Genomic DNA, 14,313 nt, shown 5'->3' with positions numbered 1-14,313 from the left:
TTGAGCATAAAAAGAGCGATAGACGGGACTCGAACCCGCGGTCTCCACCTTGGCAAGGTGGCGCTTTACCAACTAAGCTACTATCGCATTTAAAGAGATATTCAATTGCTTGTCGAATCAACAAGCAAGATATAATTTACACTGCCGTGATGACTTTGTCAACACTTTTTTAAAAAAATCTTATAAACTTATGAGGCGGCTCTGTGATATCATGGAGATATAGTGGTGAATATGATCAGCTGTCTGATAACTAAGATTCACATGCACTGATCATATGAAAATGACTGATACATGAAAGGATTCATGACTATGAAACTGACATTTATAGGAGCGGATCACGAGGTTACAGGGAGCTGCCATTGTCTGCAGGCTGCAGGCAAGACAATCCTCATCGATTATGGTATGGAGCAGGGCCGGAACATTTTTGAAAATGCGCCCCTGCCTGTGGCACCGGCACTTATAGACTATGTGCTATTGACCCACGCCCATGTGGATCATTCGGGAATGCTCCCTGAGCTCTATGCCAAGGGCTTTAGAGGAGAGATATATGCCACAGAGGCTACCTGCGATCTCTGTGAAATCATGCTCAGGGACTGCGCGCACATACAGATGCAGGAAGCAGACTGGTACAAGCGTAAGAGGAGGAGGAGCTCCAGTGTATCTCAAGTGGAACCCCTCTATGTGATGGAGGATGCTGAAGGCGCACTTGGCAGATTTGAGCCTTGTGATTATGGCAAGATCTATGACATCTGCGACGGCATATCTATTCGCTTTACAGATATAGGTCACCTCCTTGGCTCTGCCAGTATAGAAGTCTGGATCACAGAGAAGGGACAAAAGAGGAAAATAGTCTTTTCCGGAGATATAGGCAATACCCGTCAGCCCCTGATCAGGGATCCCCAGCTCACAGACAGCGCAGATTATGTAGTCATGGAGTCCACCTATGGTGACAGGCTCCATTCCACAGAGAGGCCTGATTATGTCAGGGCGCTCACTGAAGTGCTGGACAGGACCTTTGCCAGGGGCGGCAATGTGGTCATTCCTTCCTTTGCAGTGGGCAGGACCCAGGAGATGCTGTATTTCCTGCGCCAGATCAAGGCTCAGCACCTGGTGACAGCGGTGGATGATTTTGAAGTATATGTGGACAGCCCTATGGCAGTCAGCACTACAGATATATTTGCAGACCATGAGTATGCCTGCTACGATGAAGAGGCTTTGGACTTTGTTAGAAATGGTATCAACCCCATTACTTTTCCGGGGCTGAGGCTGTCAATTACTCAGGAGGAATCTGTAGCTATCAATTTTGATGAGGCACCCAAGGTCATCATATCAGCCTCGGGTATGTGCGAGGCAGGCAGGATCAGGCACCATCTCAAGCATAATCTCTGGAGAGAAGACTCTACCATACTCTTCGTAGGATATCAGGCAGTGGGCACTCTGGGCAGAGCTATAATAGAGGGAGCGACCAGCGTGAAGCTCTTTGGCGAAGAGATCGATGTCAAAGCAGAGATAGCCAAGATAGAGGGACTCTCCGGCCACGCAGACAGGGACGGCCTCATGAACTGGCTAAAGGGATTTACCAGGCAAAAGCCCAGGAAGATATTCATAGTACACGGCGAAGATTCCGTGACCAGCTCTTTTGCAGCCTATGTCCATGAAGAGCTGGGCTATGATACCTATGCGCCCTACAGTGGGACGGAGTTTGACCTTGTATCAGGCCAGTTTATCAAAGAGGGCGTGCCTGTCATGGTGCAGAAGAAGACAGCAGATGTGGTATCTGATGTATACCAGAGGCTGATCAATGCCGGCAACAGGCTGGTAGCTGTGATTCAGAAGGTCAGCGGCCTGAGCAACAAGGACAAGGCCAAATTTGCAGATCAGATCAATTCACTGTGTGATAAGTATGACAGATGAGCCGGGTCTGCAGAGAGCAGGCTGTATTATGATCAGAAGTAAGTAGAATAAAAGGCGGGGAGGAGAGATATGTCAAAAGCAGACGAGATTTTTATAGAGATGTGCAGAGATATACTGGAGAATGGAACAGATACTCAGGGAGAAGCTGTAAGAGCCAAATGGCCTGACGGAAGTCCTGCTTATACCATCAGGATATTCGGGCAGGCTCATACCTATGACCTGGCAAAAGAATTTCCCATCATGACTCTTAGGAAGACTGCACTTAAGAGTGCTACAGACGAGATGCTGTGGATATACCAGAAGAAATCTTCCAATACCGGCAATCTAAAGAGTCATGTCTGGGATGAGTGGGCAGATGAGAGCGGCAGTATCGGCAAGGCCTACGGTTATCAGATCGCTGAGAAATATCTCTATAAGGGAGTGAGCGAAGAGGGACTGGACAAGGCATTTCCCGGCTGGAAAAAAGAGGCTAAGGAAGATACCATAGAATACAGCTATGTGCCGGGCCCCGGAGCAGCTCCCTTGGAGGAAAGATATAAAAGCGGCACAGATGCTTATGAAAGGATAGGAACACCCGATATAATCTATAACAAGGCTGACAAGACAGCTCTCATGGACCAGATGAACAAGGTCATCTATGACCTGAAGATCAATCCTTTCAGCAGAAGGATCATGACCACCACCTGGAATGTGGCGGAGCTGAAGGATATGCATCTGGAGCCCTGCGCTTACAGCATGACCTACAATGTGGTGAAGACTCCCGGGGACGACAAGCTGACACTAAATGCAGTGCTCAACCAGAGGTCTCAGGACATGCTGGCAGCCAATAACTGGAATATAGTACAATACTCTGTCCTGGTCCACATGCTGGCCCAGGTTTGCGACATGCATGTGGGTAAGCTCCTGCATGTCATTGCGGATTGCCATGTATATGACCGACATGTGGATGCTATCAAAGAGCTTATGGGCAGGACGCCGCTTCCTGCGCCTGCTTTTCATCTGAATCCTGATATAAAGGATTTTTATGACTTTACCAGTGCGGATGTATCGGTAGAGGGTTACGAAGTGGCAGGAGAGCAGATAAAGGATATACCTATAGCTGTATGATGGCTGGTGCATTTGTCTGCCAAATGACTGTGCCGGCATCACAGATATCTGATATAAGAACTAAAACTAAAAAGGGGAGGAGAAAAAAGTTTGAAAGCAATAGTACTGACCGACAATAACTGGGCAATAGGCAACAAGGGACAGCTCCTGGTGACTATACCCGCTGATCATAAGATGTTCAGAAATGAGACCAAGGACAAGGTGGTGATCCTGGGCAGGAAGACCCTGGCTACTTTTCCCGGAGGTCTGCCTCTGGCAGGAAGGACTAATATCATATTGTCCAGAAATCCTGACTTTAAGGTAAGGAGCACCGAGACTGCAGAAGCGATCATGGCTTCAAGTATAGAAGATGCCATTGAAAAGGCATCTGCATTTGACACTAATGATATATATGTAATAGGCGGAGAGATGATATACAGACAGATGCTGCCTTATGTAGATACCTGTATTATCACAAGAGTAGACAGGGAATATGAGGCAGACGCTTTTTTCCCGAATCTGGAAGAGGATCCTGAGTGGATGATGGCTGAGGAAAGCGAAGAGCAGTATTATTTTGACAACTGCTACACTTTCCAGCGTTGGGTCAGAGTGAACTGATCGGATACCGGTCATAGTCCTGCAGCCTCAAGGGTTCAGGCGAGGATGGATAATCATTATGATGAAAGAACGCTATGTTGATCACATGAGGATCATACTGCTGGTAGCCTGCGGTGTGATCATCAATTACCTGGGGGCCGAGCTGGCTTTTCTCACAGGCTTGCCTCTCTTCTTGGATACCATAGGTACGATACTGGTAGCTGTCATTGCTGGCGAGCTGCCGGGCATGGTGGCGGGCTATGTATTTAATGTCATCTATTGCCTGGAAGAGCCCTTGTGGCTGTATTACTGTGTATTTAGTCTTTGGGTGGCCTTTGTATGCGGAAGGACTGCCAAGAAAGGATACTTCAAAAACATTAAATATCTGCCAAATGTTCTGGTGCCTGTGGCACTTGTCACTGGACTCTTTAGTGAGATATGGGCAATGGCTCTCAACGGCTTTGATCCCGATTATGGTGTGGTGGGAGATATTGTAAAGTGGTTGTCAGCCCGCGGTATTGTACTTGGCAATGTCTTTCTTACCAGGTTTGTGATCAATATTTTCATTGAATATGCGGATAAACTGATCTGTCTGTTGGCAGCGTATGCTCTTCTGCTGACTTTCTCTGATCTGATAAATAATAAGCTAAAGTTCAAAAGGAGTGGTCCGGGATCGGTGCTGTCTGATAAGCTGACAGCCTTTATCGTAGGTTCTGGCACCTTCTCCTCATTGGTCATTTTTCTTTTGTCCTTTTATACCTTCTATGAGCTGAGTCTGGACAGCGCTGCTTTTGGCAGGCTCAGTGTCACTGATGCTGCCATGAACTATATCATGTTCAGCAGCAGAGTATTTGCTGCCATACTGGGGCTGCAGCTCTTCATCGCGGCTATATCCATCCGCTATATCAATGCGGTGATACTTGATCCCCTAAGCAGGATCACCAGCGAAGTCAGGGAGTACTCTTCCATAGGTGATGAGGAGAGGTATGCCTACAGCAATAAATTCACAAAGCTCTCTATCAAGACCGGAGATGAGCTGGAGGATCTCTATGAATCGGTAGCCAAGACTATAGCCGATATTAGCGAGTATATCCGCAATTCCCATGCTCATGCCAGCGAGCTTCACAGGATGCAGACCCAGGTCATCAATATCATGGCTGATATCATAGAGAGCAGGGATGGAGACACCGGAGAGCATGTAGGCAGGACTGCAGGACTGGTCAAGAGTATAGCTATGGAGCTCAAAGATGAAGGTATCTATACTGATACCATTACGGACGACTACATAAATGAGATCGAGATAGCTGCTCCCCTTCATGATGTGGGCAAGATCGTGATATCTGATACCATTCTGAATAAACCGGGCAAGCTTACTCCCGAGGAATTCGACATCATGAAGACCCATGCCGCAGCGGGCAAGGATATCATAGGCAGGGCTATCAGGAATGTGGGCAATTCTGTATATCTGGAGCTGGCTTCGGATCTGGCGGGCAGCCATCATGAATGGTGGGACGGCTCGGGCTATCCCCAGGGACTCTCCGGAGAAGAGATACCTCTATCTGCCAGGATCATGGCTGTGGCTGATGTATATGATGCCCTGACCAGCGTGCGTCCATATAAGAGGGCTTTTAGCAAAGAGGAGGCTATGGACATCATGAGAAAAGAGACCGGCAGTCACTTTGATCCTCTTGTGGAAAAGGCTCTTGAGAAGGTGCTGGAAAAAGAAGAGGAAGAAGAAAAGAGAGAAGATAAGGAAGAGTTACAAGAGTCATAAAAAACTCGCGGATGCTTTTGACACATATTTCATTATTGTGTATCATATACTGTGATTTTGAGCAAACATATCTATTATGAGTCGGAATGGTGCGGGAACAGAGCTTTTGTCATCCCGTAATATGCGGCATGAAAGGGACAATATGAAGAGAAAATATAAGTTATCCAAGCAGTTTACAGATGAGCAGGCAGCAAAGGCTCTTGAAGAAGTAATGAACGTAACAGGTGCTGAATTTGCTGAATATGCTGATGACAGAGCTTATCTTATCGTAGGCGCTGAGGAAGATAAGATCACTCATGTCATGAACAGAGCTGTTAATATCTTTGCAAGAGTATGCGGCGAGTGCAAGATCTCTTTTGACAGTTTTGTATATGAGGATTGACAATATAGAACTATAAGAATATCATTACATTTGAATTTAATAATGTGATTCTTCAGGGTAGGGTGTGATTCCCAACCGGCGGTACAGTCCGCGAGCCGTTTTTGGGCAGATTCGGTGCAACTCCGAAACCGACAGTGAACCATAGATGCTGCAAGCTTTCTATGGACAGTCTGGATGGAAGAAGAATGCGATCTTATTATTTGCGCGTATTATAGCCCTGAACATCTATATGTTCGGGGCTTTTTTATACGTAATACTTATTACAGAAAGGTTGGTTGACACAGTGGAAAACGCAAATGTTAGTACAGCAGCAAATGAGTATGATGATACTCAGAAAATCGAGGAAGTGATGATCGAAAATGCTAATGAAAAGTTCGGGAATTATAAGGGCGGAGAAAAGAAGAGGAGCATGGTTCCTGTACGCTTCGTGACAGTGACAGGTATTCTGTCTGCTATAGCCTTTGTGCTGCAGCTCATAGAGCTTCCTGTACCCTTTATGCCCTGGTTTATCAAGTTTGATTTCTCGGATCTCCCGGCTCTGGTTGGAGCTCTGTCCCTGGGACCTGTATACGGTGTGATCATAGAGTTTATCAAGAATCTCCTCCACACACTGGATTCCGGATCATTTGGAGTAGGAGAACTGTCCAACTTTATACTGGGCGCTGTATTCACCGGCGTGGCAGGTTTGATCTATAAATTCAAGAAAAACAAGAAGGGTGCTATCATCGGCACTATAGTGGGAGCACTGGCTATGGCAGCCTTCTCACTTCCTTCAAATATCTATGTTGTATATCCTGTTTATTACACCTTCCTTCCCAAGGAAAATGTCCTGGCTGCATATCAGGCTATCATCCCTTCCATGAAGAGTGTGGAAGAGAGTATCCTCCTCTTCAATGTTCCCTTCACCTTTGTAAAGGGTATGATCGATGTGCTGATCACATTCCTGATCTACAAGCACATCTCACCTATTCTGAAGGGCAATGATGAGCGTTGAGATCCCGTAGAGGACAACCTGGTGAAGCATGTATATGGGCAGCGAATGGCGGCCCATCTGATCAAATACGGTTATGCTGATGTGAAAGGAGCTCCTGTCAAAGAGGGCTCCTTTTGTATTGTCTAAAGGCCCGGACTTCAGGACGTGGAAAATGTAAAAGCCTGTAAAATAGAGGAATATCCAGGGTAGGATGCTGAAATAATCTGAAGAATAAAAGTTTCGCGCAGGAAAGCCAAGGTAAGCAGTGAAGAGATTCTTGTAGGGCGCAGTGTTGACCTGCAGTATGTGGATGCGCTCAAAGCCAAGGAAGCCTGTATTCACATCCCTGAACATGAGAAATAAGGCAAAAGCTATAATGGCTCCTGCCAGCGCATTTATCTTCAAAAGGAGTCTTTTGGTCAACCCTGTTATGATCATGGCTGAACCCATAAAGGTGAGTATGCCAAAGAGGACTATGCTCTCCGGCGTAACAAAATATGTGACAAGGCTGATGATGATGCCGCATCCAAAGACTATAAGCCCCCGCCTGATGTTATGAGAGGACAGGCCTGCACAAAAGCCTGACAGGAGTATGAAAGTCCAGCAGATGCTCTGCTGCCATATATAAGAATATACCGAACTGTACCAGGGCATATCCATGCCCACTATATATGCAAGGTCCCAGCAAAAATGATATATTATCATGCTGCAAAGGGTGATCCCTCTTATGCTGTCTAAGGTGCTGAGTCTGGCGGTGCTTTTTTTCTTCACAATTGACATATCTTCCCCCGAAAAGTCTATAAGTAAGCTGTTGATAGGATATAGTATATTGTACATAATTTTTCATTACTTTTACTAATATGTTATGATAATAACTAATGAAGCATGTAATAGTGAGGTGTATAAGTTGAATCCTACAAGTATAGAGACATTTTCTCCGGAGGAAACATTTGAATTTGGCCTGAGGATGGGCGAGAATGCACGTCCGGGGCAGGTCATCACCCTTCTTGGAGATCTGGGCACCGGCAAGACCGTTTTTACCCAGGGCCTGGCCAAGGGTCTGGGGATTGAGGGACCGGTTGCAAGTCCGACCTTTACAATAGTGCAGATCCATGACGAGGGCAGGCTCCCTCTTTATCATTTTGATGTGTACAGGATCGGAGACATATCCGAGATGGACGAGATAGGTTATGAGGATTATTTCTACGGTGATGGTGTGTGCCTCATCGAATGGGCCAACCTGATCGAGGACATACTTCCGGAAGAATATACCAGGATAGAGATTGAAAAAGACCTGAAAAAGGGTGTAGACTTCAGACGGATAACAATGACCCATGTAGGGAAGGATCACATATAATGAAAATACTGGCAATTGACAGCTCGGGCCTGACAGCCACCGTTGCGGTGTCTGAGGACGACAGGCTTGTGGCTTCCTATGACATACAATATAAGACCACTCATTCCCAGATACTCATGCCTATGCTGGAGGATATCAGAAATAAGGTAGATCTGGATATGAAGAGCATTGATGCTGTGGCAGTGGCTGCAGGTCCCGGTTCTTTTACCGGGCTTAGGATAGGTGCTGCAGCAGCCAAGGGACTGTGCCTGGCACTGGATAAGCCTCTCATCGCTATCCCTACCATTGATGCCATGGCCTGGAACCTCTATGGTACAAGGCAGATCATCTGTCCCATGATGGATGCCAGGAGGAGTCAGGTATATACAGGAATATATACTTTTGTCCCTGAGAAAAATGAAGAGAATAATGAGATCATCTTCAGGATGAAGACCATAGTCCCCCAGAGGGCATGCAGTATAGAAGAGATTGCAGAAAAGCTTAATGAACTTGGAGAGAGTGCCATACTCCTTGGAGACGGCGTGCCGGTCTATAAGGATAAGCTTGCAGTACTTTTGAAGATCCCTTATGCCCAGGCTCCTCTTCACCAGTCCAGGCAAAGGGCTGCCAGTCTCTGCAGTTTGGGAGCTGTATATTTCAGAGAAGGCAGGATCACAGATGCAGACTCTTTTGCACCTGAATATCTAAGGCCCTCTCAGGCAGAGAGACAGGCCGGGGAACTAAGGACTGCCGCGCCCAAGGTAAAGGAGAGAGTGCTGATCAGGCCTCTGAAGGCTGAGGATATGGATGCTGCAGCAAGCCTTGAAGCAGCGAATCTGGGCAAGGAAGCCTGGACTGAAAAACAGCTCATCACAGCAAACGCCAGGGACGATACTGTATACCTGGTGGCTGAGAAGCAGGGTGCTATTGTGGGCCTGTGCGGTCTTCAGAATATATCGGGAGATGGCGAAATAACAAATGTGTCGGTTGCGGCCTCCAGCAGGGGTGAAGGCATAGCCTACAAGATGCTAAAGCAGCTCCTGGAGAGGGGCAAGGGGATAGGCGCAGAGCGTTTTACCCTGGAGGTGAGGAGTGCAAATGCTCCTGCCAGGGCTCTCTATGAGAAGCTGGGTTTTAAGTCCGAGGGCACAAGGCCCGGATTCTATGCGGATCCCGCTGATGATGCAGAAATATATTGGAAAAGGTAAAAGAGTAAAATATGATAGATGTTTGTTTGCTGGGAACAGGCGGTATGATGCCCCTGCCCTACAGATTTCTCACGGCCATGATGCTGCGCTACAACGGCAAGAGTATCCTGGTGGACTGTGGAGAGGCTACTCAGATAGCCCTGAGAAAGGCAGGTTGGAGCCCTAATCCCATAGATGTGATATGCTTTACCCATTATCATGCAGATCATGTATCGGGACTGCCCGGTATGCTGCTGACCATGGGTAATGCTGAGAGAAAAGAGCCTCTGCTCCTTATAGGTCCCAAGGGCCTAGAGAGAGTGGTATCCAGTCTCAGAGTGATAGCTCCGGAGCTGCCTTTTGAGATCGTATGCAGGGAGATTGCTTCTCCTGAGGAAGAATTCACCTTTGACGGTATGCCTGATCTGACCATGAGCGCCTTTAGAGTCAATCATAATGTGACCTGCTACGGCTATGATTTCAGGCTGTCCAGAAAAGGACGCTTTAATGTTGATAATGCTACAGCTCTAGATATCCCCAGGAATTATTGGGGAATACTCCAAAATGGCAATGATGTGACACTGGATGACGGAAGGGTGATCACACCGGATATGGTGCTGGGACAGGCCCGCACAGGTCTCCATCTGACTTATTGTACAGATACCAGGCCCTGCAAGCAGATAGTGGAATATGCAAAGGGTGCGGATCTCCTTATATGCGAAGGTATGTACGGCGAGGCAGACAAGCTCTCCAAGGCCAAGGAAAAGAAACACATGACCTTCTATGAAGCTGCTGAGATCGCCAGGGATGCCGGTGTCAAAGAATTGTGGCTTACCCACTATTCACCTTCTCTCCGTAATCCGAAAGAGTTTATGAAGGAAACCAAGGCAATCTTCCCAGCTGCGATAGCAGCCAAGGATGGAAGGATGGCAGAGCTCTCTTTTCCCGAAGAGGAAAAGTGACACAGGAGGCGCCTTATGGCGGACAGACGAAAGAAATCCAGGCTTGTGGACGAATATGGCAGAGAGACAAGAATGGCTGTCGTGATAAAGGCCGTGGTCATGGCTGCGGTGGGAGCCGCTCTTGTGTGGGCTGTATGGGTGAAATTCTTTGGAGTGGTATCCAGAAATCCTGATGATATCACCAGAGAACGGGCGTCAAAGCTCACTGAGCTTGAGAGCCTTTTGTCCATGAATCTAACCAATGCTTATCCCGGTACCCCTGAAGGGGTGGTGGCTCTCTATGCCCGCATATCCAAGGCTGCCTTTAATGAGGATTATACAGACGAAGAGGGCAAAAAGCTCTTTAAGATGGAGTTTGAACTCTTTGATCAGGAGCTTAGGGATAATCAGGGAAGCGAAGAGTCTTTTCTCACTACCATGCTTCTGGAAGCCAAGAGTAAGAAGACAGACGGCATAAGTCTGGCCAATTATTTTCTGGATGACAGCGAAGATACAAAGCTCTATGAGATAGATGGCAGGACCTTCTCGGCTGTGGGCTGCAGGATAGTCATGAAAAAGGGCAATAAAGCCTCTACCTACAGGTATGATTTTACCATGCGCCAGGATACGGAAAGCGGCAAGAACTGGAGGATCCTGGGCTGGGAAGTCAGTGAAGATACAGACACTGATACCACCTCTGTTGAGGATCTGTGCAATATGGATCTTCAAACCGCATATCCTGCAGATCCCTGGGATGTGGCTGATCTTTTTGCCAGAGTCACTGCTACTCTTTATAACGAAGAGTATTCGGATGCTGATATGAGGACAATGGGAGACATCAGAGCAGCTCTATATGATGACGAGCTATTAGCCAACCAGACCGACCTGGAGGGCGGCTTGGCCATGGAAGTAGCTGAAAAGAAAAATGCCGCTGTGAAGGTGGCTAATTATGTTACTGATGACAAGTCCAAATTTGTCTTTGAAGAAGTGGCAGGACAGGAGTGCAGCAGAGGCCGCGTGATGTTCTCCATGAGATCTGAGACCTCCAGGAAGATAGTATATTATGACTTCATACTAAGAAAAGACGATCAGGGCAGATGGAAGATCCTGGGCTGGGAGACAGCTGAGGAATGAGGTTTGATAATGCAAATAGATAAGAAAACTGAAGAAGACGGAATGATAATGATGTCCATACATTCCGGAAATGACAAGGAGTCAAAGGCTCCTGATACCAAAGATGAAAAGAAGGAGCATGTGACCATACTGGCTATAGAGAGCAGCTGCGACGAGACCGCCGCAGCTGTTGTCAGGGATGGGCGAGAGGTATTGTCCAATATAATATCATCACAGATAGCGCTCCATACTGTATTCGGCGGTGTAGTGCCGGAGATCGCATCCAGGAAGCATGTGGAGAAGATCAATTATTGTGTAAGAGAAGCTCTAAAGGAAGCAGGCCTTGGACTGAGTGATATAGATGCTATAGGTGTGACCTATGGACCGGGACTGGTAGGAGCGCTGCTGGTAGGAGTGTCTGAAGCCAAGTCTCTTAGCTTTGCTGCAGATATCCCTCTGGTAGGAGTACACCATATCGAAGGACATATCAGTGCAAACTATATCGAGAATAAGGAACTGGAGCCTCCTTTTGCATGCCTTGTGGTATCAGGAGGACATTCTCATCTGGTGATCGTCAGGGATTATGGTGAATATGAGATAATTGGTCAGACCAGGGATGACGCGGCAGGAGAAGCTTTTGACAAGGTGGCCAGGGCTATTGGACTGGGCTATCCCGGAGGACCCAAGATCGATAAGGCTGCAAAAGAGGGAAATCCTGATGCCATATCTTTTCCCAAGGCCAATATCGAAGGCGCGGAGTATGACTTTAGCTTCAGCGGCCTGAAATCTGCAGTGCTCAACTATATCAATATCGCCCAGATGCAGGGCGAGGACTATTCAAAAGCGGATCTGGCAGCGTCCTTCCAGAAGGCTGTGGTAGAAGTGCTGACAGAGCATGCGGTAAGAGCTGCCAGGGAATATGGAATGAAGCAGCTGGCTATAGCAGGGGGTGTTGCATCTAACAGCAGCTTGAGAAAGAGTCTTGAGGATGCATGCGCGAGAGAAGGCATAGCATTCTATAGTCCCTCTCCGGTACTGTGTACGGATAATGCTGCCATGATAGGTGCTGCAGCTTATTATGAGTACCAAAAAGGCGTAAGGAGCGGCATGGATCTCAATGCTGTGCCCAACTTGCCTCTGGGCAGCAGAGAGAGGAAGTTCCACGGAAGAGCATCTATGACAGGTCAGACCAAAGACTGATATATCAGGACAAGCAGGGGAGAAGAGCTGTGAAAATAGGAGCGGTAGTGCTGGCTGCAGGAAGCGGCAGCAGGATGAAGAGCAGTGTCAAAAAGCAGTATATGGAAATAGGCGGAAAACCGCTTATTTATTATACTCTTAAGGCGTTTGAGAAGGGGCCCCAGGAGGTAACTGTGCTGGTGACTAGTCCCGGGGATGAAGAATATTGCCAAAAAGAGATAGTGGAGAAATACGGTCTGTCATCCGATATAGTGATATGTGCGGGCGGCGCAGAGAGATATGATTCCGTATATGCAGGACTGATGGCCCTGCCAAAGGATACTGATATCGTAATGATACATGACGGTGCCAGGCCTTTTGTAAACAGGCAGATCATGGATAGGACTGTGAATGCGGCTGCAGAATATACAGCGGCTGTATGCGGTATGCCTGTAAAGGATACTATCAAGATGGCTGATAATGAGGGATTTGCAGCATCTACACCTGACAGGAAAAAATTGTGGATGGTCCAGACTCCTCAGACTTTTTCCTATCCGCTGATAAAGAGCCTTTATGAAAAGCTTGAGCAGGAAAAAGAGGTGCTCATAGCACACGGCCTGAACATAACTGATGATGCCATGCTGGTGGAAACTTTCTCGGATAAGAAGGTAAAACTGGTAGAGGGCTCTTATGACAATATCAAGATCACCACTCCCGAGGATATAGCCCTGGCGGAGAGTCTCATTGATAAGTATGATATGATATAGCTTCTGGCGGTGTATTTTGATGATATTAAGGAATATCTTAAAAGATATATGATGACAATGTCATAAATATACTGCATTGTTTGTTTTTAGGGCTGTATAAGGCTTTGATATGAAATGTTATCATAATGCATATGATCTATTGAAAAGGCATAGAAACTGGGATTTATTGAAAACGTATGTTTGCGAAGCGATGCAAAGCCAAAAATCCTAAGAAAATACTGCAAAAGTGCTTGACAGTGATATGCTGGTTTGATATTATAGTTTTCGCCCTGTGAAAATACAGGGCAGCTTTAAAAGAGATTTTAAAGTGAATGGAGCGATATCGAAGTGGTCATAACGAGGCGGTCTTGAAAACCGTTTGGCGGCAACGCCACAAGGGTTCGAATCCCTTTCGCTCCGCTGTGATGCGGCAGGATATTTACCTCGCCCGCAAAATTTAAGAGAGTAGACCTAAAACCTACGGTCATGGTCTATGAATCAACCGATTGCAGAAGTACTCAAGTGGTTGAAGAGACACCCCTGGAAAGGGTGCAGGTCGTTAATAGCGGCGCGAGGGTTCAAATCCCTCCTTCTGCGTTTATCTGTCAGGGTAAATGAGTTGATGAAAAGTCAACAAATTAACGAATATTCGTTCTTGACAGATGGCTCACAAAGATGTACACTCGAACAGTTCCCTCTTGTGAGAGAGAACACAACAGAGTGAGAACTTTGACAACTGAACAGCAATGCAACCCTGAAGATTCCAAGCTTCTAATATAAGAAGCAAAGTTATTTTCAGAGAACCAAAACCAAAAGTAAACGGAAAGCAGAATTACAGCTAGTGTAATTCTGAACCGAATCGAATTTTAAAGTGAGAGTTCGATCCTGGCTCAGGATGAACGCTGGCGGCGTGCCTAACACATGCAAGTCGAACGGAGTTGCTCGCTGATGAAGCTTCGGCAGAATCTTGAGTAACTTAGTGGCGGACGGGTGAGTAACGCGTGGGTAACCTGCCTCGTACTGGGGGATAGCAGTTGGAAACGACTGATAATACCGCATAAGCGCACGGTTTCGCATGAAACAGT

13 protein-coding genes, 3 tRNA genes, 1 rRNA gene and 1 riboswitch are annotated in these 14,313 nt (G+C 46.9%); of the genes, 15 read left to right on the top strand and 2 right to left on the bottom strand.

All coding sequences use genetic code 11. The features are described from left to right. Positions 1–14: 14 nt before the first annotated feature. A tRNA-Gly gene (locus G636_RS0112690) sits at positions 15–87 on the bottom strand. A gap of 222 nt (positions 88–309) precedes the next feature. Here G636_RS0112690 and G636_RS0112685 point away from each other — a divergent pair. The 6 genes from G636_RS0112685 to G636_RS0112660 all read left to right on the top strand — a co-directional run bounded on the left by G636_RS0112685 (position 310) and on the right by G636_RS0112660 (position 6,747). Continuing rightward, on the top strand, positions 310–1,914 hold the full coding sequence (locus G636_RS0112685; protein WP_026508359.1) for an MBL fold metallo-hydrolase RNA specificity domain-containing protein: 1,605 nt from the start codon (positions 310–312) through the stop codon (positions 1,912–1,914). A 69-nt stretch (positions 1,915–1,983) separates the two neighbouring features. Beyond that, positions 1,984–3,021 (top strand): thymidylate synthase, encoded by a 1,038-nt coding sequence (gene thyA / locus G636_RS0112680; RefSeq protein WP_026508358.1) that lies wholly within the window; start codon positions 1,984–1,986, stop codon positions 3,019–3,021. Between the two features lie 90 nt (positions 3,022–3,111). Beyond that, positions 3,112–3,618, top strand: coding sequence for a dihydrofolate reductase (locus G636_RS0112675; RefSeq protein ID WP_026508357.1), 507 nt, complete (start codon positions 3,112–3,114; stop codon positions 3,616–3,618). Positions 3,619–3,676: 58 nt separating this feature from the next. Further along, positions 3,677–5,371: an HD-GYP domain-containing protein gene (locus G636_RS19725; protein WP_051227013.1), complete on the top strand. Its 1,695-nt coding sequence runs from the start codon at positions 3,677–3,679 to the stop codon at positions 5,369–5,371. Positions 5,372–5,513: 142 nt separating this feature from the next. Continuing rightward, complete coding sequence (locus G636_RS0112665; RefSeq protein ID WP_026508356.1) at positions 5,514–5,753, top strand: hypothetical protein; 240 nt, start codon at positions 5,514–5,516, stop codon at positions 5,751–5,753. A 44-nt stretch (positions 5,754–5,797) separates the two neighbouring features. Then, positions 5,798–5,943: riboswitch (FMN riboswitch) on the top strand. Between the two features lie 219 nt (positions 5,944–6,162). Beyond that, positions 6,163–6,747: an ECF transporter S component gene (locus tag G636_RS0112660; protein ID WP_026508355.1), complete on the top strand. Its 585-nt coding sequence runs from the start codon at positions 6,163–6,165 to the stop codon at positions 6,745–6,747. On the opposite strand, the gene G636_RS0112655 is transcribed toward G636_RS0112660, so the two are convergent. Then, complete coding sequence (locus tag G636_RS0112655; protein WP_051227012.1) at positions 6,715–7,506, bottom strand: heparan-alpha-glucosaminide N-acetyltransferase; 792 nt, start codon at positions 7,504–7,506, stop codon at positions 6,715–6,717. The genes G636_RS0112660 and G636_RS0112655 overlap by 33 nt on opposite strands. A 127-nt stretch (positions 7,507–7,633) precedes the next feature. Between G636_RS0112655 and tsaE the strand changes: the two genes are divergently transcribed. The 9 genes from tsaE to G636_RS0112610 all read left to right on the top strand — a co-directional run. Next, entirely contained in the window at positions 7,634–8,083 is a 450-nt protein-coding gene (tsaE, locus tag G636_RS0112650) for a tRNA (adenosine(37)-N6)-threonylcarbamoyltransferase complex ATPase subunit type 1 TsaE (protein ID WP_035779665.1), read from the top strand. Further along, positions 8,083–9,270, top strand: a complete 1,188-nt coding sequence (locus G636_RS0112645; RefSeq protein ID WP_026508352.1) for a bifunctional tRNA (adenosine(37)-N6)-threonylcarbamoyltransferase complex dimerization subunit type 1 TsaB/ribosomal protein alanine acetyltransferase RimI — start codon at positions 8,083–8,085, stop codon at positions 9,268–9,270. Before tsaE ends, G636_RS0112645 begins: the two co-directional genes overlap by 1 nt. A gap of 11 nt (positions 9,271–9,281) precedes the next feature. Beyond that, the gene (locus tag G636_RS0112640; protein ID WP_026508351.1) at positions 9,282–10,211 is read left to right on the top strand and encodes a ribonuclease Z; all 930 of its coding nucleotides are present in this window, start codon (positions 9,282–9,284) and stop codon (positions 10,209–10,211) included. A 15-nt stretch (positions 10,212–10,226) separates the two neighbouring features. Beyond that, on the top strand, positions 10,227–11,324 hold the full coding sequence (locus tag G636_RS0112635) for a DUF6715 family protein (RefSeq protein ID WP_026508350.1): 1,098 nt from the start codon (positions 10,227–10,229) through the stop codon (positions 11,322–11,324). Between the two features lie 51 nt (positions 11,325–11,375). Further along, positions 11,376–12,503, top strand: coding sequence for a tRNA (adenosine(37)-N6)-threonylcarbamoyltransferase complex transferase subunit TsaD (tsaD, locus tag G636_RS18535; protein WP_051227016.1), 1,128 nt, complete (start codon positions 11,376–11,378; stop codon positions 12,501–12,503). 29 nt (positions 12,504–12,532) lie between these two features. Then, entirely contained in the window at positions 12,533–13,249 is a 717-nt protein-coding gene (ispD, locus tag G636_RS0112625) for a 2-C-methyl-D-erythritol 4-phosphate cytidylyltransferase (protein ID WP_026508349.1), read from the top strand. Between the two features lie 313 nt (positions 13,250–13,562). Then, positions 13,563–13,648: transfer RNA gene (locus tag G636_RS0112620), tRNA-Ser, on the top strand. Between the two features lie 88 nt (positions 13,649–13,736). Then, positions 13,737–13,825, top strand: a tRNA-Ser gene (locus G636_RS0112615). Between the two features lie 270 nt (positions 13,826–14,095). Then, positions 14,096–14,313 (top strand): 16S ribosomal RNA (locus G636_RS0112610); the annotation flags it as partial.

Origin of the sequence: Butyrivibrio sp. MC2013, from assembly GCF_000424585.1 — a bacterium.
In the GTDB taxonomy this organism is placed as follows: domain Bacteria; phylum Bacillota; class Clostridia; order Lachnospirales; family Lachnospiraceae; genus Butyrivibrio.
The sequence above is the reverse complement of the archived record's forward strand: the minus strand, read 5'-3'. Positions and strand labels throughout refer to the sequence as shown.